The following is an 18,205-nucleotide window of genomic DNA, read 5'->3' as shown; positions in this document are numbered from 1 at the left end:
ATAGTATAGGCCATAGTGTTGCTAGAGTAGCATCCATTGAAGAGCCAACATCACAGGTAAATATCATGGTTGAACAACGTCTTTATTTTTCCGAACTCTCGCCAGTCACCTATAAAGCACTGGTCAGCGCCTCTATGTCACTCGATAAAAGTTCGTTGCCAAAAACGCTGATAGAATTGATTTTTATGCGGGTATCACAGATCAACGGCTGTGCATTTTGCCTGGATATGCATGGCAAGTTCTTGCGCGATCATGGTTTCGACAATGCAAAAATGGATGTTATCGCTGGCTGGCGGCTCAGTCATCTGTTTAGTGAAGCTGAGCGCGCGGCATTAGACTGGGCGGAAGCAGTGACTCACATCACCACCAGCGGCACACCTGACAGCACATTTAATGCTTTAAAAGCGCATTTTTCTGATGCCCAAATTTCTGACTTAACTTTCACTATCAGCATCATGAATGCTTTTAATCGATTAGCCGTTAGCTTGCGCCAGTAAGTACTTACCCATTGCCGCCCGGCAATAAAATATTTTGCCTCCCTTTTATTCCCTTGGAATTTGTCGCCAGCCCTGTGCTGGCGGCTTCGTCTCTCAATTGTGCATAACTCATAGCAAATAACTACATATAGTGTGGTTGAATTAAATAAACACTAGATATAGTATTTAATTTATCAACTACGAGAATGGAATCGGGGTTGATAATCAGGGGCAGGTCGTCGAGAGACACTAATAGTCTGCTCTATTCGCCTTTTTAAAAATAAAGGGTAAATACGAATCATGATCATTATTATTTACAGTAAACCCGATTGTGTCCAGTGCAATGCCACCTATCGTGCATTGGATAAACAAGGAATCACTTATCAGGTTGTTGATTTAACTGAAGATTCACAAGCTTTAAACCATGTGAAATCTTTGGGTTATCAACAGGTTCCCGTGATTGTCGCGGGTGATGAGCATTGGTCTGGCTTCCGCCCTGACAAAATAAATGCATTGGTTCAGGCGGTTGGTGCCTGATGAGGGCAACACAATGAATCCGTTGGTGTATTTCTCCAGTTCTTCGGAGAACACCCACCGTTTTGTCGGAAAGTTGGCACTCCCGGCAATACGTATTCCCATTGCGGGGGCGCGGGAAAAATTACGGGTGGAGCAGCCCTATATCTTGTTAGTACCCAGTTATGGTGGTGGCAGCCCGGTCGGGGCGGTGCCTATTCAGGTGATTAGATTTCTGAATGACCCCCATAACCGTTCATTAATTCGCGGTGTTATTGCTGCAGGTAACACTAATTTTGGCGACGCCTATTGCCTGGCGGGGAAAATTATCTCCCAAAAATGTCAGGTTCCTTATCTGTATCGCTTTGAACTACTGGGTACAGCAGAAGATGTGGCAAACGTGCGCAAGGGAGTAACTGAATTTTGGCAACGACAAAACTGAAAATCACCGATCCATCCAACAGTGAACTGGACTATCACTCACTGAATGCGATGTTGAACCTCTATGATGCCGACGGGCGTATCCAGTTTGATAAAGACCGCCTGGCGGCACGGCAATATTTCTTGCAACACGTTAATCAAAACACCGTGTTCTTCCATAATTTACAGGAAAAACTCGATTATCTGGTTGAAGAAGGCTATTACGAGCAAGAGGTGCTGGAGCAGTATGATTTCAGCTTTATCAAGAGGTTATTCCAACAAGCTTACAGTAAAAAATTTCGCTTCCCGACTTTCCTTGGCGCGTTTAAATACTACACCAGCTATACCCTGAAAACTTTTGATGGCAAACGCTATCTGGAGCGCTATGAAGACCGCGTTTGTATGGTTGCCCTAACATTAGCTGCCGGTAATCAGCAAGTTGCACGAGATTTGGTCGAAGAAATCATCTCTGGCCGCTTCCAACCGGCCACCCCCACTTTCCTCAATTGCGGCAAAAAACAGCGCGGTGAATTGGTCTCCTGCTTCTTATTGCGCATTGAAGACAATATGGAGTCCATTGGCCGCTCCATTAACTCGGCGCTGCAATTATCTAAGCGCGGCGGCGGTGTCGCTTTTCTGCTGACCAATATTCGCGAAGTGGGTGCGCCGATTAAACGCATTGAAAATCAGTCATCTGGCGTCATTCCCATTATGAAAATGCTGGAAGATGCTTTTTCCTATGCCAATCAATTAGGGGCTCGCCAAGGTGCCGGGGCGGTCTATCTCCATGCCCATCACCCCGACATTTTGCGTTTTCTTGATACCAAACGCGAAAATGCCGATGAAAAAATACGCATTAAAACTTTGTCATTGGGCGTGGTTATTCCGGATATCACTTTTGAGTTGGCGAAGAATAATGAAGAAATGTACCTGTTTTCTCCTTATGACGTAGAACAGGTTTACGGCGTCCCTATGTCGGAAATCAGTGTCAGCGAAAAATACCGCGAGATGGTTGATGACAAGCGCATCCGAAAAAGCAAAATCAAAGCGCGTGAGTTTTTCCAAATTCTGGCAGAGATCCAATTTGAATCCGGCTATCCCTATATGATGTTTGAGGACACCGTGAACCGGGCCAATCCGATCAAAGGCCGGATCAATATGAGTAACTTGTGTTCAGAGATTTTGCAGGTTAATTCACCAACTGAATACAACGACGACCTGAGCTATCGCCATATTGGCAAGGATATCTCCTGTAATCTTGGTTCGCTGAATATCGCCCACACTATGGATTCACCAGACTTTGGTAAATCGATTGAAACCGCCATTCGTGGGTTAACGGCGGTTTCCGATATGAGCAATATCCGCTCAGTGCCATCAATTGAAAAAGGTAATCAGGAATCCCATGCCATTGGCCTTGGGCAAATGAACTTGCACGGCTATCTGGCGCGCGAACGTATTTTTTATGGCTCAGAAGAAGCATTAGATTTCACCAATATCTACTTCTATACCGTGGCCTATCACGCCATTCGTGCCTCCAATCAGTTGGCGATAGAACGCGGCAGCCACTTTAAAGGTTTCAACGAGTCGGCTTATGCTTCGGGCCACTATTTTACTAAATACATAGAACAAAGCTGGCAACCTAAAACAGCCAAAGTGCGCGCGCTGTTTGCCGAGACAGGAATTTCCGTTCCAAATCAACAGGATTGGGCAGATTTACGCCAGTCAGTGATGGATCACGGAATTTATAACCAAAACTTACAAGCCGTGCCCCCGACGGGATCTATTTCGTATATCAATCACTCGACATCCAGCATCCACCCGATTGTCTCCCCGATTGAGATCCGCAAAGAGGGCAAGATTGGCCGCGTGTATTATCCCGCACCTTATATGACTAACGATAACCTTGAATATTATCAGGATGCTTATCAGATAGGGCCGGAGAAAATCATCGATACCTATGCTGAGGCCACCCAGCATGTTGATCAAGGGCTGTCACTGACCTTGTTTTTCCGCGATACCGCCACGACCCGCGATATCAATAAAGCGCAGATATATGCCTGGAAGAAAGGGATTAAAACCATTTATTACATCCGACTACGTCAGATGGCGCTCGAGGGCACTGAAGTTGAAGGTTGTGTTTCCTGCTCACTATAATTATTTAGGGTATAGGCAGTGCTGAATTAACCAGATCGGCAAGAGGAATTAATCACATGAATGCAGTAAAACCAATAACCCGAATCAGCGCCATCAATTGGAATAAAATTGAAGACGATAAAGACCTGGAAGTCTGGAACCGCCTGACGGCTAATTTTTGGTTGCCGGAAAAAGTCCCGCTATCCAATGATATTCCCTCTTGGGCCAAGCTAACTGCCGAGGAGCAACAGCTGACTATCCGCGTTTTTACCGGCCTGACGCTGCTTGATACGATTCAAAATACCTTGGGCGCACCCGCGCTGATTAAAGACGCGATCACCCCCCATGAAGAAGCGGTATTTTCCAATATCAGCTTTATGGAGGCGGTGCATGCCCGCTCTTATAGCTCTATATTTTCTACCCTTTGTTTAACACCTGATGTCGACGAAGCTTACCGCTGGAGTGAGGAAAATATCCCGCTGCAAAATAAAGCCGCTATTATCCTCGAGCATTATAGTAATGACGACCCGCTGAAGAAGAAAATTGCCAGTGTATTTCTGGAATCATTTTTGTTCTATTCCGGCTTCTATTTACCTATGTATTTATCAAGTCGCGCAAAATTAACTAACACCGCCGATCTGATTCGTTTAATTATTCGCGATGAAGCTGTTCATGGCTATTATATCGGCTATAAATTCCAAAAAGGATTAGAGAGAATTGATATTAGCCGCCGACAGGAGATAAAGAATTTTGCCTATAATTTATTGCAAGACTTATATGACAATGAAGTGCGCTATACCGCAGAGCTTTATGATGGCGTCGGCTGGACAGAGGATGTCAAAAAATTCCTCCATTACAATGCAAATAAAGCATTAATGAATTTAGGTTACGAAGCCTTATTTCCAGCTGATCAGGCCAATGTCAATCCGGCTATTTTGGCAGCATTATCGCCCAATGCGGATGAAAATCACGATTTCTTCTCCGGCTCTGGGTCATCATATGTTATCGGTAAAGCGGTCAATACCGAGGACGAAGACTGGGATTTCTAAGCTTTCTTAACTTGTATATTCTTCCCTTTTCATTCATATGACAAAGGGGAGATTCCCCCCACTTACCACCATGGTGAACTGGCCCGATTCAGCAGCCAAAACCTAAAGTTTCATTGAGTACCCTATTCGGCTACAGGCCAGAGTATCAGGGGGATTCAGCACTATCACCTCAGGAAATAACCCCCTTAATAATATTGAAGATATATTGCCGATATATGAGCAATATTCGCTCTATTAACTTCCAAATTAGCCATTAGACTCATCAGCAATATTAGCCAATTCCTCAAGCATCAAAAACCACAATATTAACGCAAGTAAATTAACAGGTTAAAAAGATATATATTGATATGAGGACCATCTCACAATTGATTATAAGAACATTGAGGGTTGTCTCAGATTCTCATTGTGTTAGGGTATATGGCGCTCTATTTTTTCATCAGGATAATATTGATCGAATAAACATAATTCAAAATTGACAGAGGAATACACCAGCTGCATGGCAATTAAACTCGAAGTAAAGAACTTATATAAAATATTTGGTGAGCATCCAGATCGAGCCTTTAAACTACTTGAATCAGGTAAGAATAAAGAGCAGATATTTGCCAAAACTGGTTTGTCCGTTGGCGTTAAAGATGCCAATCTGGCCATTGAAGAAGGCGAGATATTCGTCATCATGGGGTTATCCGGTTCCGGTAAATCCACCCTGGTACGCCTTCTCAATCGTCTGATAGAACCCACTCGTGGTGAAGTGCTGATCGACGGCGAAGATATTGCCAAAATATCTGATAGCGCCCTGCGCACTGTACGCCGCAATAAAATAAGCATGGTCTTCCAATCCTTTGCCTTAATGCCCCATATGAATGTGCTGGATAACACCGCATTCGGTATGGAGTTAGCCGGCGTCCCACAACAGGAACGTCACGAGAAAGCATTGGAAGCATTACGTCAGGTGAGTCTGGAAAGCTACGCGCACTCTTATCCCGATGAGTTGTCCGGTGGGATGCGCCAGCGCGTGGGTTTAGCGCGCGCCATGGCCAATAACCCCGATATCTTGTTAATGGATGAAGCTTTCTCAGCGCTCGACCCCTTAATCCGTACCGAAATGCAAGATGAGCTGGTCAAATTACAGGCCAAACATCAACGCACTATCGTCTTTATCTCTCATGATCTGGACGAAGCCATGCGCATTGGCGATCGCATCGCCATTATGCAGGGCGGCGAAGTGGTGCAAGTCGGAACGCCGGATGAGATCTTGAATAACCCGGCCAATGACTATGTGCGCACCTTCTTCCGTGGCGTCGACATCAGCCACGTCTTCAGTGCTAAAGACATCGCGCGCCGCCGTCCGGTGTCCTTGATCCGCAAAACACCGGGTTTCGGCCCGCGTTCAGCATTAAAACTGCTTCAGGATGAAGACCGCGATTACGGCTATGTGCTGGAGCGCGGGCAGAAGTTTATCGGCGTGGTATCGATAGATTCACTGAAAAAGGCATTGGCAGAGAACCAATCACTGGATAGCGCCTTATTGGCCGATCCGGCACCGGTTCCCGCCGACATGCCCCTCAGCGAGCTGATTTCACTGGTTGCACAGGCCCCGTGCGCGGTTCCTGTGGTCGGTGAAGACAACAGCTATATCGGTATTATTTCCAAAGGCATGCTGTTGCATGCCTTAGATAAGGAGACGCCAAATGAGTAATCAAATCCACAGCGGCACCCCCGTAGACAGCAACCCATGGGCGACAGATGCGGCAACAGCTGCACCGGTCGCCACCAACTCAGCCCCTCAGACCCTGTCAGCGGCGGCTGACCCATGGGGAGCCAGCATGGCCGAGGGTAGCCAGCGCGCCGCCAATGCAGGCCACGAGGTTGCTTCTCAGGCCGTGCAGAACCAAGCCGCACAAAGTACCGATTGGCTGAACAGTGCGCCGGCAGCCGCTCCTGAACATTTCAGTCTGATGGACCCGTTCCATAACACTTGGGTGCCACTGGATTCGTGGGTGACTCAGGGTATTGACTGGGTAGTGCTGCATTTCCGCCCACTGTTCCAAGGTATTCGCGTACCCGTTGATTTTATTCTCAGCGGCTTCCAACACCTGTTACTGGGCATGCCTGCACCCGTGGCGATTCTGGTTTTCGCCCTGATCGCGTGGCAGTTTTCTACCTTAGGGATGGGCGTGGCGACATTGGTCTCCCTGATTGCCATCGGCGCTATTGGCGCATGGTCGCAAGCTATGGTGACACTGGCGCTGGTTCTGACCTCGCTGTTCTTCTGTATCCTTATCGGACTGCCGCTCGGGATATGGCTGGCACGTAGCAATAACGCCGCACGAATTATTCGGCCGCTACTGGATGCGATGCAGACCACACCGGCCTTCGTCTATCTGGTGCCCATTGTCATGCTGTTTGGTATTGGTAATGTGCCCGGCGTGGTGGTGACGATAATCTTTGCCCTGCCGCCCATCGTCCGCCTGACTATCTTGGGTATCAAGCAGGTGCCGGAAGACCTCATTGAAGCGGCGGAATCCTTCGGGGCCAATCCGCGCCAATTATTGTTCAAAGTCCAGTTACCACTGGCGATGCCGACCATCATGGCGGGTGTCAACCAGACCTTAATGCTCGCATTGTCGATGGTGGTAATTGCTTCAATGATTGCCGTAGGGGGCTTGGGCCAGATGGTACTGCGCGGTATTGGTCGCCTTGATATGGGGCTGGCCGCTGTCGGTGGTGTCGGTATCGTGATCCTGGCGATTATCCTCGACCGCCTGACTCAATCATTAGGCCGTGACCGCCGCAGCAAAGGCATTGGCCGCTGGTATGCCACCGGCCCTATCGGGCTTATGACCAAACCATTTTTAAATACCAAGTAATTTCAACTTATTGCGCCGAATTTAAGCGTAATTGTCGCAGACAGTTTGAACACGGACAGCGCGCAATCACCGCAGCGTACACGTAGTACGTGAGGATGATGAGCACTGCCCAGGTTCAAACTGGCAAGTAAAATAGCTTAAAAGGGGAAAATTATGCGTAAGACAGGAATTTGGGTGTTAGCCCTCACCGCACTGGTCAGCACTCAGTTATCCGCCGCAGAATTACCGGGCAAAGGCGTTACTGTCCAACCGCTGCAAAGCACCATTTCGGAAGAAACCTTCCAGACCTCACTGGTCAATAAAGCGCTGGAGAAGCTCGGTTACGACGTCCAGCCCACCAAAGAAGTGGATTACAATGTCGCTTACTCTTCCATTGCCGCAGGTGATGCCACTTATTTGGCAGTAAACTGGGATCCGCTACATAATGACCAATATGCGGCCGCCGGTGGCGATGCTAAATTCTACCGTCAGGGTAACTTTATTGAAGGGCTGGCGCAGGGGTATTTGATTGACAAAAAAACCGCCGATAAATACCACATCACCAACATTGAGCAGTTAAAAGATCCGAAAATCGCCAAATTGTTTGATGCGAATAATGATGGCAAGGCCGATCTCACTGGCTGTAACCCGGGTTGGGGTTGTGAAGCTCCGATTAACCACCAAATCCAAGCTTATGGCTTAAGCGACACGGTAACCCATAATCAGGGTAACTATGCCGCGATGATTGCCGATACCATCACGCGTTACAAAGAAGGCAAGCCAATCCTGTATTACACTTGGACGCCGTATTGGGTCAGTGACGTGCTGGTTCCCGGTCGTGATGTGGTGTGGTTACAGGTGCCATTCTCTTCCCTGCCGGATAAAACTATCGACACCCAGCTTTCTAATGGCGCGAACTACGGCTTCCCGCCGAGTGTGATGCATATCGTCGCCAACAAAAAATGGGCCGAAGCTAACCCTGCTGCCGCCAAGTTGTTCTCCATCATAAAATTATCAATTAATGATGTGAATGCCCAGAACATGCGGATGCATGCCGGTGAATCTTCAGATGCCGATATTGAACGCCATGTGAATGGTTGGATCCAAGCTCATCAGGCAACCTTTGACGGCTGGGTGAAAACTGCCGCTGAAGCGGGTAATGCGAAAGCTACGCAGTAAATTCTAAATGGGTTTATTGATCTGTTACCCAAGGGGGAGTTCTATTATTTTTCCCCCAGCGGCTTCAAGTGCCAAGGGTATACCCAAAGTAATTGGAGTTGCAGGTAGGCAGCAAGCGAATGCATCCCAATGAGCTTACACCGGTAAGTGAGCGTAGCTAACACCCCTGCGGCTTCAAGTGCCAAGAGTATACCCAAAGTAATTGGAGTCGCAGGTAGGCAGCAAGTGAATGCATCCCAATGAGCTTACACCGGTAAGTGATTTGGGTAAGTGAGCGTAGCTAACACCCCTGCGGCTTCAAGTACGAAGGGTATAGATACAACGAAGCCCTGAGTTAGCAATAACTCAGGGCTTCTGAATGTTGGCGGTGCGGACGGGACTCGAACCCGCGACCCCCGGCGTGACAGGCCGGTATTCTAACCGACTGAACTACCGCACCACGCTGCTGTTCCGGTTAAGAACGACTCGAATATTACGGATGCAATGCAATCTCGTCAATACTTTTTCCAGTAAAATAAGCCGTTTGCACAGTTTTCCATCTGGATGCCGTTTTATTCTGCGTTCGCACCGTCTTCAGTCTCAAGTGGCATGCGCCATAAGCAGCTACCGCCCTTTTTCATCACCAAATCCAGACGAGATTCATGAGCGGCGATTTCCTCTTCAGCGGCATAAATTATTTTCAACCCAGATGCTGGGCGAGTAATGCGCTGGATGTCATCCGAGGAGTTATTCTGCGACTGATCCCCCTCCATTGAAAAAGAAAGTGACGTCTGGCCGCCGGTCATCGCCAGATAAACTTCCGCCAAAATTTCGGCATCGAGTAACGCGCCGTGCAATGTCCGCTTGGTATTATCTATCAGGTAGCGGTCACACAGCGCATCAAGGTTATTTCGCTTGCCGGGGAACAGGCGGCGCGCCAGCAACAAGCTGTCAGTGATGGTGCAGAAGGTTTCCGTTTTCGGAATGTCCTGCTGCAACATGCGGAATTCATAATCCATAAAACCGATATCAAACACCGCGTTATGGATGACTAACTCTGCACCACGGATAAACTCAAGAAACTCCGGAGCTATATCTGCAAAAGTAGGCTTATCCGCCAAAAACTCATCACTAATACCATGGACACCGTAAGCTTCTGGGTCTACCAGCCGGTCAGGTTTGATATAAACATGGAAATTTCTGCCGGTCAGACGGCGGTTGATCACTTCAACGGCGCCGATCTCAATAATCTTATGGCCTTCATAATGAACGCCCAGCTTATTCATACCGGTGGTTTCAGTATCCAGAACAATCTGTCTGGTAGGGGTACCTTGCATATTGCCAGTGCTCATAGCGCTCGTTTATGTCAGACTTAACGTTTAATGAAACAGATAGGAAGAGTCTACCAGAGATGACTAAACAGGTAGAAATTTTCACCGATGGATCTTGCCTTGGCAATCCTGGCCCCGGTGGTTACGGCGCAATTTTGCGTTACAAGCAACATGAAAAAACCTTTAGCGCGGGCTATTTCCTGACCACAAACAACCGCATGGAGCTAATGGCCGCTATCGTAGCATTGGAGGCGTTGACCTCACCTTGTGAAGTCACACTCAGCACCGACAGCCAATATGTACGCCAGGGTATTACTCAGTGGATTCATAACTGGAAAAAGCGCGGCTGGAAAACCACTGACCGCAAACCGGTGCGTAATGTCGATTTATGGCAACGCCTTGATTTGGCTATCCAAACTCACGTAATTCAATGGGAGTGGGTCAAAGGCCATGCCGGTCATCCTGAAAACGAACGCTGCGATGAATTGGCGCGCGAAGGCGCAAATTCACCGACGATGGAAGATACCGGGTATATCCCTAATTAATGCGTCACTGCCAACTCAGGGTTGATCACGATAGCTTTTGGTCGCACCTACCGCCCGGCTGAACCAGGGTTTACGTGCGCCGAACTTCATCGGATTAAACGTCAATGGGATAGTGCGTTTACGAGCAACAATCAAACTGACACAACCCAATGCCGGCAGATGGGTGCTGATAAAGCGCCCACCTTCTTTATGCCACGGCAACACATGAAAACGCGACAGATGTAAAACTTCATAATTCAGTAAACTCAACCAGTCCAACAAGCGCATCTGAGTAAACATGCGGCTAACATGGGGTTGTCGCTGGCGTAATAACGGCACCAGTTTCCCAGCCCCTAATAGACTCATGGGATTAAAGTTGCTGATAACCAGCCAGCCGTCATCAATCAGCACCCGGTCCACCTCACGTAAAATGCGGTGCGGATCAGCGGCATAGGCTAAAGTATGGGAAAGTAAGCAAGCATCCACAGATTTTTCAGCAAAAGGTAACTGATATGGGCTGGCAAGCACCTGCATATTTTTGCCCTGCTCCCCCACATTCACCTGATGGGAGATTGCGCATTTATCGCTAGCGATTTCAGCGCTCAAATGGCCTATCTTCAATAAGTGGAAACCAAAGAATTTCGGCCACCAGGGCTGCAATTGCTGCTCAATCGCCGCACGATAATACTCTCCCCAAGGTAACTCAGCCCAAGATGCGGGTGCATCAATCTTTTGGCGTGTTTGTGCTGGTTTCATGTTTTAACGTCTTCTTTCAAACTGTTGCCAATAAAAGAGGTATCTAATGAATCTTATCAGCATTCCGGCATTGCAAGACAATTACATTTGGTTATTGGCCGACGAACAAAAACACTGTGTCATTGTGGACCCCGGAGAATCAGCTCCCGTGCTGGCAGCTCTGAGCCAAGGCCAGTACCTTCCTCAGGCCATCTTATTGACCCATCACCATCACGATCACGTCGGTGGAGTCGCAGATTTACGCCGCCATTACCCCAACATTCCGGTCTATGGGCCACAAGAAACTGCGAATAAAGGTGCGACAATTATTGTAAATGGGGGTGATAACCTGACCATTAGCGGCCAAAAATACCAAGTTATTGCCGTTCCTGGCCACACACTGGGGCATATCGCATACTACAGCGAACCTTATCTTTTCTGTGGTGATACGCTATTTTCCGCGGGCTGTGGCAGACTATTTGAAGGCACTCCGGCGCAAATGTACACGTCTATTCAACAGCTCGCGCAACTCCCTGACGAAACCTTAATTTGCAGCGCGCATGAATATACTCTCGCAAATCTTAAGTTTGCCCGTTTTATTCTGCCCTCCGATCAAGACATTGCCACATATCAGCAGGAAATCATGCAATTACGGGCAAAACACCTGCCTAGCTTACCCGTAAAATTGCAAATTGAGAGGAAAATTAATGTTTTTTTACGCTGCAATGACATTGATTTACAAAGAAAAATAGGCGTAATGTCACCACCAGACTCACTTGTCTCAGTTTTTTCCGAATTACGTGCACAGAAAGACCGCTTCTGAGCTTTTAGTTGTGTTTTTTATCGAAGCAAAGTATGATTGCTCGTCTTTTAAGCAACTACATTGACACACACATGAAGACCAAAGCGATATTTCTCGCCTCAGTCTTGCTTGTTGGGTGCCAGACGTCCAAGACGGGCGTTCAGGCTCCTGTACAGCATGCACAGAGTTTGTCTTCGGCAGGTCAAGAAAGTGAAGCAGGAGAGTACACAAATAGCGCCCGAGAGGGTAGCGCGCGATGGCTGGATAGTGAAAGTGGCCTCGCGCAGCAAGATTTGTGGAACTTCATTAGCGACGAGCTGAAGATGAAGGTTCCGGAAAATTCTCGGATCCGTGAACAGAAGCAAAAATACTTAAAAAATAAGAGCTATCTCCACGATGTAACATTACGGGCAGAGCCGTACATGTACCTGATAGTCGAGCAAATTAAGAAACGTAAGATGCCGATGGAGCTGGTACTGCTACCCATAGTGGAGAGCGCTTTTGACCCACACGCGACATCATCCGCCAACGCCGCAGGGCTGTGGCAGATAGTGCCAAGTACCGGTCGAAATTATGGCTTGAAACAAAACCAATGGTATGACGGCCGCAGAGATGTAGTGGCTTCTACCAAAGCAGCGCTTGATATGATGGAGCGCCTGAACAAAATGTTTGACGGTGACTGGTTGTTAACAGTCGCTGCGTATAACAGTGGTGAAGGCAGAGTCATGCAGGCGGTGAAAGCAAATAAGGCAAAGGGTAAACCGACGAACTTTTGGGCATTGTCGCTTCCTCGAGAAACGTCAATTTATGTTCCAAAAATGCTGGCCTTGGGTGATTTAATCAAGAACAGCAAAAAGTACGGTATAAACTTGCCTGACACCGACAAAGACCGTGCATTAGCGCGGGTTGATGTTGGTCAGCAGATAGAGCTAACTCAGGCGGCTGAGATGGCGGGGATGTCACTGACAAAGTTGAAATCCTTTAATTCTGGGTATAAGCGCAATGTAACGGCACCAGTTGGACACGGTCCTCGTTATATTATGTTGCCGAAATCCCATGCTGAGCAGCTTAAAGATTCATTGGCAGATACTGATATTGCCGCAGTTCAACCAACCAAGTTGGCACAGAACAGCACAAAGTCAGCATCAAACTCGCAGTATAAAGTTCGCCCCGGCGACACCTTATCTACGATTGCCAAGCGGTTGAATATCAAGACCAGCGATTTGCAGAGTTGGAACAACTTACGTGCCAAGAGCACCTTAAAAGTTGGGCAAACCCTGCAACTGGCAAGCAATACAACTAGCAGCAACAGCATCACCTATCAAGTTCGTAAAGGTGATTCCTTTGCCAGTATTGCCAAGCGTCACGGTGTAAACACCGACGATGTGATGCGATGGAATTCGGTAGTCAGCAAAGCTAATAAATTGCTGCCAGGTTTGAAATTGACGCTGTTCGTTAACGGCAAATCAACCCCGGACGCATAAAGTCAGAATCGCTATTAAAGCTGTTAAAAAGCACCTTTCGGGGTGCTTTTTTTATGGCAGAAACTCAACCAGAAGCGGATTATGATCAGAGGCTCGCGTCACTAATACCGAGGCATCTGCCAGCGTAAGGCCACGGTAAAAAACGAAATCGAGAGGCTTACCAAAAGCGCGGCTACGATTATCTGTAGGAAACTCAACTTCTTCCAGACCCGAATCTTGAGCAAAACACTGTAATGCGTTAACCCGCTGACGACTCCAGGCATTGAAATCCCCAGCCAGTATAACCGGGCCACGGTGCATAGCAATTTGCTCTCCAATCGGCTCTAACTGTTTACTGTAAACATCGACACCAATACTGAAATTCACGGCATGAATATTCACGACCATCAATAACCGGCCATCATGAATGGGATAAACGGTGACTAGTGCCGACTTAGACAAGCGCAGCAGTGGTTCTCGCTCTCGCAATGGGCAACAGTAGACTGGGTGAGTGGCTGCTAACGTCATTACACCAGAGGGGTGCTGAGGCAACGCAAAGGCTGGAACCTGATCTGCCGCCTGATAATGGGACGTAGCAAACCTCACCAGTTCGGGTGTTGTTTGTGCTTCTTGCAGTAGCATCAGTTGCGCATCACGCCCGAACTCTTTGAGTACAGATAGCCACTCAGCTCGCTGTTGCTTAAAGATATTCCACACCATCACCCGTAGAAATTCCGTGGTTGGCAAAGGGGCGCCTGGAGGTAACCCTTGCCCCAATAATTTAGTAGAGCCAGGGAAAATCTGTTCAACCGGTTGACCTGCAACATACCGCATTGCATATGTTCGTTTCGGCACTTTGATGGCCTATTCCTTATTCGAAATCACTCTGGCTTGTAAGATTACCGCAGTGGATTGTTCACTGATTATACGCCCAGATGTTCCGGTCAGTAATGTCTTTTACCTATATTGCTTTTTTGATATTGGGATGCTCAAGGATAGATTCAATCTATGTTATTCATAATGCACTAATAAGACTTCTATTAACAAAGAAGCCCGCAATGCGGGCTAAAAGTGGAAACTAGCTTGTAGCAACCTGAATCGAGTGTTTTTTATCCAGCTTACCGCTTAGTCTGACCAATAATAATGCAGCGATGACGATAACCCCACCGATCCATGGTGTCTGCGCTAAACCAACGCGAGTAACCGCCTGCCCACCAAGAATTGACCCTAATGCAATACCGACGTTAAATGCTGCGATATTCAAACCAGAGGCGACATCAACCGCATGTGGTGTATATTCTTCCGCCTTTTGCACCACATAAACCTGTAAGCCTGGGACATTACCGAAGGCGAAAATACCCATAATTAACAAGGTGAACAATGCTGCAACACTGTGGCTGGCACTGAACTGGAAAACAAATAACAAACCAGCCAATGCAGTAAAGATAAAACTCAAAGCAGGCACTGCACCATAGCGATCGGCCAGTTTCCCTCCCCAGATATTACCAATCGCGACTGACACCCCATACGCCAACAAAATCCAGCTCACGGCAGCAGCCGAGAAGCCCGCCAACTCTTGCATGACCGGAGCAAGGAAAGTAAACATGGTAAAGAAACCGCCGTATCCTAATGCCGTAATGGCATAAATCAGCAATAAACGTGGGTGGGTAAGTACCTGAAACTGTTGCTTTATCGTGGCTGAAGCTTTATTCGGAATATGACTCGGCACCAAAATAGCACTGGCGATAATGGCAATAATCCCAATAAGTGATACTGCAAGAAAAGTTTCACGCCAGCCAAAATGCTGTCCAATAAATGTCCCTAACGGAACCCCAGTCACCAGTGCGACAGTCAAGCCGCCAAACATAATAGCGATAGCCGAGGCGGCCTTCTCTTTGGGCACCAGGCTGGTTGCGATGGTCGAACCGATTGAGAAAAATACCCCGTGGGCCAAACCAGTTAATAGACGGGCGACAACCAATGATTCATAACCCGGTGATTGCCACGCTAATAAGTTACCTAACGTGAACAAAACCATAAGACCAATCAATAACATTTTACGAGGAATCCGCCCTGTTAATGCAGTCAGCACCGGAGCACCAATAGCCACCCCCAATGCGTAAATCGAGACTAATAAACCGGCGGAAGGGACAGAAACGCTCAGTTGTTCGGCGATCGTCGGCACCAGTCCGACAATCACAAATTCTGTGGTACCAATAGCGAATGCACTGATGGTCAGTGCCAGTAAAGCGAGCGGCATTATCAACTCCAGAAAACAGTTAATGAAAAAACAAGTCAATTTGATAGCGGCTATTATGTGCCTATGTTTAAATGACAAAAATGCTCAAAATATCAAAATATTCTTGCTGGAGTGGCAATAATGAAAGCAAACTCAGATGAACTGATTACCTTTGTAACAGTGGTGGAATGTGGCAGCTTCAGCCGTGCAGCAGAGCAGCTCGAACAAGCAAATTCAGTAGTAAGCCGAACAGTAAAGAAGCTGGAGAATAAGCTGGGTGTCACTTTACTCAATCGCACCACCCGGCAAATCAGCCTGACTCAAGAAGGTGAGCACTATTTTCGGCGAGTACAAAATATTTTGCGGGAGATGGCGAGTGCGGAAAATGAATTGTTAGACAATCAATTGAATCCTAAAGGATTACTTCGTATTGATGCCTCTACTCCAGTGGTACTGCATATTATCGCGCCATTAATGGCTGAGTTTCGTCAGCGCTACCCTTTGGTGACTTCATCGCTGGTTTCGTCTGAGACATTCATTAATCTTATTGAGAGAAAAGTAGATATTGCTATCAGGGTGGGGACTTTACAGGACTCAACTTTGCGAGCCAGAAAACTAATGACCAGTTATCGCCATATTCTAGCGTCACCGGCATACTTGAAGCAGCATGGTACGCCACAGACAGCAGCGGATTTGCAGTATCATTTATGCTTAGGGTTTAATGATTTACCCACATTAAATCGCTGGCCTTTAGCTGGAGCTGATGGGCAACTTTATGAAATTAATTCAGATTTGACATCAAATAATGGAGAAACGCAGCGCCGCCTGTGTCTTGAGGGGAATGGCATCGCCTGTCTATCAGATTTCATGATCCAGCAGGATCTACAACGTGGAGATTTGATACCGATACTCCAAGAGCACACTTTGCCAGTCGCAATGCCAATTAATGCCGTGTATTACAGTGACCAGGCTGTCAGTAATCGACTGCGCTGTTTTATTGATTTTATCAATGAACGCCTGATATCAATTAGCCCTACAATATAAAAAACCACCCCATGTGAGGTGGCTCAGTTTATTGCTGGAAGTGGTTAGTCCCACTTTGGTGCCAGGCCATCAGGGCTTACCAAGCGCTCCTCGCGATCTAGCGTAGCAATTAGTGTCATATCTTCTGCGCTTAGGCGTAAATCACGAGCTAACAGATTGCTGGCTAAATTAGCCACTTTAGTTGATGAAGGAATAACACTGTAGCCCAATTGCAATGCCCAGCTTAAAATGACCTGTGCAGGTGTGGCCCCGTGCTGCTCAGCAATGGTCTTGATGATAGGCTCTTCTAATGCTTTGCCATAAGCCAGTGTCATATAAGAAGTTATTGTAATGCCATTTATCTGAGCGAACTCAACAACCTTACGGTTTTGCAATAATGGGGATAATTCAATTTGGTTAGTTGCGATTTCCTCACCCCCCACTGCTGCTATAGCCTGTCGCATTAAATCAATGGTGAAGTTAGAGATACCAATCTGGCGAGTTAATCCCAACTCTTTGGCTTTCATTAGCTCAGCCATAAACTCAGCAACAGAGACTTCATCATTTGGTGACGGCCAGTGAATCAATGTTAAATCTACATAATCGGTTTTCAGCTTCTGTAAACTCTCTTGCAGGCTCGGAATTAATTTCCCTTGCGCTAAGTTCGCAATCCAAATCTTGGTCGTGATGAACAACTCATCACGTTTTACACCACTTTCTGCTATAGCTTGGCCAACTGCGGCTTCATTTTCATATATTTGTGCTGTATCGATTGCACGATAGCCTAATTTCAATGCTTGGCTAACTGAATCAATAACAACTTGATCTTGAAGACGAAAAGTTCCAAGGCCGAATGCAGGTATGCTCATTATAATTCCTTATTTTTGATAGTAAGTTTGTATTGAATAGTAATTAAGAATTTTCATTCAGTCGTAAATCATGGGATTAATGAAAAACTAAATTAATTATGACAAGAGTTTTACCAACAAAAAATGGTGTATTAGGCATAATACTTTTGAATATAAATCAAATATCATACTCAATAAGCTAAATACATTCAGTTAAAGGGAGTTATATGTCCAGTGTATCAGTGGGATATTCAGTGACTAAGATAAGGGGATGCTTAGGAATAGGAAATCTAGAGAGGAAGAGGCAAAAATATTAACAACTGTCGAAATGCAAAAAGACCCTGAATCTTAGATTCAGGGTCTTTGCAATAAGTGGCGGAACGGACGGGGCTCGAACCCGCGACCCCCTGCGTGACAGGCAGGTATTCTAACCAACTGAACTACCGCTCCACCGATTCTTTTACGTGTATCTTCCCGATACTTACCCTTAAGGGGCCAGCGCTCCGCGCTGTGCAAAACCGCCTCCGGCGATTTTGTCAGTTACCAGATGTCATTCTGATAACTCGTGTTTGATGCCTGGCAGTGTCCTACTCTCGCATGGGGAGACCCCACACTACCATCGGCGCTACGGCGTTTCACTTCTGA

General features: G+C 47.0%; 17 protein-coding genes and 2 tRNA genes. 12 read left to right on the top strand and 7 right to left on the bottom strand.

Features of this window, described 5'->3' with window-relative positions; genetic code table 11:
• The first annotated feature begins 65 nt into the window (after positions 1-65).
• The 8 genes from FTA91_RS07565 to proX all read left to right on the top strand — a co-directional run bounded on the left by FTA91_RS07565 (position 66) and on the right by proX (position 8,616).
• A complete protein-coding gene (locus FTA91_RS07565) occupies positions 66-497 on the top strand; it encodes a carboxymuconolactone decarboxylase family protein (protein WP_050116056.1) in 432 nt (143 codons plus the stop codon).
• Between the two features lie 279 nt (positions 498-776).
• Positions 777-1,013, top strand: a complete 237-nt coding sequence (locus tag FTA91_RS07560) for a redoxin NrdH (protein ID WP_145583137.1) — start codon at positions 777-779, stop codon at positions 1,011-1,013.
• 13 nt (positions 1,014-1,026) lie between these two features.
• Positions 1,027-1,431 carry a class Ib ribonucleoside-diphosphate reductase assembly flavoprotein NrdI gene (gene nrdI / locus FTA91_RS07555; protein ID WP_038635747.1) on the top strand — a complete coding sequence of 135 codons (405 nt, stop codon included), beginning with the start codon at positions 1,027-1,029 and terminating at the stop codon, positions 1,429-1,431.
• Positions 1,413-3,563 carry a class 1b ribonucleoside-diphosphate reductase subunit alpha gene (gene nrdE / locus FTA91_RS07550; protein WP_145536002.1) on the top strand — a complete coding sequence of 717 codons (2,151 nt, stop codon included), beginning with the start codon at positions 1,413-1,415 and terminating at the stop codon, positions 3,561-3,563. The genes nrdI and nrdE overlap by 19 nt, the downstream gene beginning before the upstream one ends.
• A 56-nt stretch (positions 3,564-3,619) precedes the next feature.
• On the top strand, positions 3,620-4,591 hold the full coding sequence (nrdF, locus tag FTA91_RS07545; RefSeq protein WP_050116050.1) for a class 1b ribonucleoside-diphosphate reductase subunit beta: 972 nt from the start codon (positions 3,620-3,622) through the stop codon (positions 4,589-4,591).
• A gap of 496 nt (positions 4,592-5,087) precedes the next feature.
• Positions 5,088-6,287 carry a glycine betaine/L-proline ABC transporter ATP-binding protein ProV gene (gene proV / locus FTA91_RS07540; protein WP_050116048.1) on the top strand — a complete coding sequence of 400 codons (1,200 nt, stop codon included), beginning with the start codon at positions 5,088-5,090 and terminating at the stop codon, positions 6,285-6,287.
• Complete coding sequence (gene proW, locus FTA91_RS07535; protein ID WP_050116047.1) at positions 6,280-7,458, top strand: glycine betaine/L-proline ABC transporter permease ProW; 1,179 nt, start codon at positions 6,280-6,282, stop codon at positions 7,456-7,458. Before proV ends, proW begins: the two co-directional genes overlap by 8 nt.
• A 153-nt stretch (positions 7,459-7,611) precedes the next feature.
• Positions 7,612-8,616: a glycine betaine/L-proline ABC transporter substrate-binding protein ProX gene (gene proX, locus FTA91_RS07530; RefSeq protein ID WP_050116046.1), complete on the top strand. Its 1,005-nt coding sequence runs from the start codon at positions 7,612-7,614 to the stop codon at positions 8,614-8,616.
• A gap of 362 nt (positions 8,617-8,978) precedes the next feature.
• Here proX and FTA91_RS07525 read toward each other — a convergent pair.
• Positions 8,979-9,055: transfer RNA gene (locus FTA91_RS07525), tRNA-Asp, on the bottom strand.
• Positions 9,056-9,167: 112 nt separating this feature from the next.
• Positions 9,168-9,932, bottom strand: a complete 765-nt coding sequence (dnaQ, locus tag FTA91_RS07520; protein ID WP_050116045.1) for a DNA polymerase III subunit epsilon — start codon at positions 9,930-9,932, stop codon at positions 9,168-9,170.
• 74 nt (positions 9,933-10,006) lie between these two features.
• On the opposite strand from dnaQ, the gene rnhA reads away from it, so the two are divergent.
• Positions 10,007-10,471, top strand: a complete 465-nt coding sequence (rnhA, locus tag FTA91_RS07515; protein ID WP_004390359.1) for a ribonuclease HI — start codon at positions 10,007-10,009, stop codon at positions 10,469-10,471.
• Positions 10,472-10,486: 15 nt separating this feature from the next.
• Here rnhA and FTA91_RS07510 read toward each other — a convergent pair whose 3' ends face one another.
• Entirely contained in the window at positions 10,487-11,206 is a 720-nt protein-coding gene (locus FTA91_RS07510; RefSeq protein ID WP_050116043.1) for a class I SAM-dependent methyltransferase, read from the bottom strand.
• 46 nt (positions 11,207-11,252) lie between these two features.
• Between FTA91_RS07510 and gloB the strand changes: the two genes are divergently transcribed.
• Together gloB and mltD are read left to right on the top strand one after the other, a co-directional pair.
• Positions 11,253-12,008 carry a hydroxyacylglutathione hydrolase gene (gene gloB, locus FTA91_RS07505; RefSeq protein ID WP_050116042.1) on the top strand — a complete coding sequence of 252 codons (756 nt, stop codon included), beginning with the start codon at positions 11,253-11,255 and terminating at the stop codon, positions 12,006-12,008.
• Between the two features lie 71 nt (positions 12,009-12,079).
• Entirely contained in the window at positions 12,080-13,471 is a 1,392-nt protein-coding gene (gene mltD / locus FTA91_RS07500; RefSeq protein ID WP_050116040.1) for a murein transglycosylase D, read from the top strand.
• 51 nt (positions 13,472-13,522) lie between these two features.
• On the opposite strand, the gene FTA91_RS07495 is transcribed toward mltD, so the two are convergent.
• Together FTA91_RS07495 and FTA91_RS07490 are read right to left on the bottom strand one after the other, a co-directional pair.
• Positions 13,523-14,305 carry an endonuclease/exonuclease/phosphatase family protein gene (locus FTA91_RS07495; protein ID WP_145583136.1) on the bottom strand — a complete coding sequence of 261 codons (783 nt, stop codon included), beginning with the start codon at positions 14,303-14,305 and terminating at the stop codon, positions 13,523-13,525.
• Positions 14,306-14,528: 223 nt separating this feature from the next.
• Entirely contained in the window at positions 14,529-15,710 is a 1,182-nt protein-coding gene (locus tag FTA91_RS07490; RefSeq protein ID WP_050116036.1) for an MFS transporter, read from the bottom strand.
• 120 nt (positions 15,711-15,830) lie between these two features.
• Between FTA91_RS07490 and yafC the strand changes: the two genes are divergently transcribed.
• On the top strand, positions 15,831-16,733 hold the full coding sequence (gene yafC / locus FTA91_RS07485; protein ID WP_050116033.1) for a DNA-binding transcriptional regulator YafC: 903 nt from the start codon (positions 15,831-15,833) through the stop codon (positions 16,731-16,733).
• 44 nt (positions 16,734-16,777) lie between these two features.
• On the opposite strand, the gene dkgB is transcribed toward yafC, so the two are convergent.
• Together dkgB and FTA91_RS07475 are read right to left on the bottom strand one after the other, a co-directional pair.
• Entirely contained in the window at positions 16,778-17,581 is an 804-nt protein-coding gene (dkgB, locus tag FTA91_RS07480; RefSeq protein WP_145536000.1) for a 2,5-didehydrogluconate reductase DkgB, read from the bottom strand.
• A gap of 352 nt (positions 17,582-17,933) precedes the next feature.
• A tRNA-Asp gene (locus FTA91_RS07475) sits at positions 17,934-18,010 on the bottom strand.
• Positions 18,011-18,205 lie beyond the last annotated feature (195 nt).

This window comes from Yersinia thracica, from assembly GCF_902170565.1.
GTDB lineage: Bacteria > Pseudomonadota > Gammaproteobacteria > Enterobacterales > Enterobacteriaceae > Yersinia > Yersinia thracica.
This window is presented reverse-complemented; position numbering and strand designations above follow the sequence as displayed.